Annotated in this window: 1 protein-coding gene and 1 pseudogene; one reads left to right on the forward strand and one right to left on the reverse strand. The window is 45.6% G+C overall.

The window, feature by feature from the left end; translation table 11 throughout:
- Positions 1-69 precede the first annotated feature (69 nt).
- Entirely contained in the window at positions 70-468 is a 399-nt protein-coding gene (locus R7P67_RS24690; protein WP_005466483.1) for a hypothetical protein, read from the forward strand.
- A gap of 229 nt (positions 469-697) precedes the next feature.
- On the opposite strand, the pseudogene R7P67_RS24695 reads toward R7P67_RS24690, so the two are convergent.
- Positions 698-1,320, reverse strand: a pseudogene (locus R7P67_RS24695) (hypothetical protein); the annotation flags it as partial.

Consider the following 1,320-nt stretch of genomic DNA (forward strand, 5'->3'; position numbering starts at 1 on the left):
ATTCAGAACCATTGATGAATATTCACACATACCAAAGCATAATGCTGAAATACTGAAAAAGAGGTCAGTATGACATTGAATAATACGCGAGTAAGGGAATTACTCATTAAAATGGCGCACCATCGCCAAACGTGTTTACCGCTTGTCGATCCTCATTCACATATGAATATTGCTCGATCAGCCTATCGGTTCGTTAAAATAGAAAAAGTGATGATCAAAAAAATGGTCGATCTATTTTTTGATCAAAATGGCGACGACTTTATCGCAGAACACGCCAACAAAACGGGAATTGCTACTCTCGGTAATTATAAAGAGATGCATTTTATGAATGCGCAATTACTGAGTGAGTTAAAACAGCTCCTCCGAGAGTTGGATGATGCCAACTTAACAGCGCTGATCTCGTACTGGGTGGCGGCGTTACAAGTCGAAAACGACGAGCTGGAAAAACATTTACCCCAAGGTGAGTAGCTCTGCTCACCTTTTTCCTTCGTTTACCTTCTCTATTTTTGCCCTTCTATCTGTTGCTTTGTCTATTCTACGCATCGACCAACACAGACTTTACTTACTTTCTGCATCTATTCGCATCCACCATTAGTCGACGTTCGATATAAAAAAAACGCATCACAAGTGATACGTTTTTTGCGTCGTTGTTTGTAGTTTGTATTCGACTCTACTCGCAGTCGTCTTCACACCGACGTTAACTGGGAACAAACACATTAAGCGACTGAGGACGAATCTTGATCTCTAAACGACGGTCAGAATAGAGCTCACCGTCGATGACGTAGTCAATCGGCTTATCCGCAGTAATCGTTACCCCTGTCGCGCTCGCGTACTGAAACAGATTCGACTCATCCTGCGCACCGACGCTGGTTAATGTTAGATCCGACAACGCCACTAGGCGTCCACCCAGCGACTGAGTGTTATCAAGGTAGGTAATGTGCAATGTCCCATCATCTGGCTGCGGCGCGCCGCCACCTTGCGCTAACACAGTACTGAATGGCGCGATGTTGGCAACGACGAAGCTGTGCACCTCCATCTCCTGACTCTCCCATCCTTGTTCACTCGCCGCCTGCCCTTCGAGGGTTACTTGCAGAGTTTGCACCTCTTCGGAAATAACAGCGTTAAAAAAGCCCGTTAAATACGCCAGTTGCCCAAAAGCATTTTTCTCTTCACGATGCGCGTGTTCAATCATCTTCTGTTCCAAGCCAATACCCAGCACCAACAGAATCAAACGCTGATTACATTCTGCGGTGTCTATGCGTTGGCAATGACCTTCGAGAATGGCTTCACACGCTTTTTCCACCGGTGCTAACTTCACGC

The sequence above is a fragment of the Vibrio sp. Vb0937 genome (assembly GCF_033338855.1).

Bases quoted from the DNA above. Each gene is read 5' to 3' on its own strand.
- R7P67_RS24690 (WP_005466483.1), top strand. From the start codon at position 70: ATGACATTGAATAATACGCGAGTAAGGGAATTACTCATTAAAATGGCG.